Source organism: Paraburkholderia sp. BCC1885, from assembly GCF_900996235.1.
GTDB lineage: Bacteria > Pseudomonadota > Gammaproteobacteria > Burkholderiales > Burkholderiaceae > Paraburkholderia.
Map to the genome: position 1 here is coordinate 1 of NZ_CAAJGM010000162.1, position 448 is coordinate 448.

A 448-nucleotide genomic window follows, 5' to 3' on the forward strand; every position below is an offset into this window, starting at 1 on the left:
CCCGCCTCACCGGACCTTCCGAACCGCGCCGATGCCGCCACCGATCAACGTCGAAGACTTCCGCAAGCTCGCCCGACGCCGCCTGCCGCGCCGCGTGTTCGACTACCTGGACGGCGGCGCCGAGGACGAACGCGGCCTGCGCCGCAATCGCGACGCCTTCGCGCGCCTGGCCTTCGTGCCGCGCCGCCTGGTGGACGTGGCCTCGCGCGAGCTGTCCACCACCCTGCTCGGCCAGCCGCTGGCCGCGCCCTTCGCGCTGGCACGCGCCGCGCAGCGCGCCGGCATCCCGTTCGCGATGTCCACCGCCTCGAACGTCTCGCTCGAGCGCCTGGCCGGCGAAGCGGGCGGCGAGCTGTGGTTCCAGCTCTACGTGATGCATCGCGAGCTGGCCGACAGCCTCGCCGAGCGCGCCGCGCGCGCCGGTTATCGCACCCTGGTGGTGACCGTG

General features: G+C 74.3%; 1 protein-coding gene. It reads left to right on the forward strand.

Annotated features, from left to right (window positions below; all coding sequences use genetic code 11):
- Positions 1-31: 31 nt before the first annotated feature.
- The coding region (locus FQ755_RS15595; protein ID WP_186308541.1) for an alpha-hydroxy-acid oxidizing protein at positions 32-448 on the forward strand (417 nt) is incomplete at its 3' end.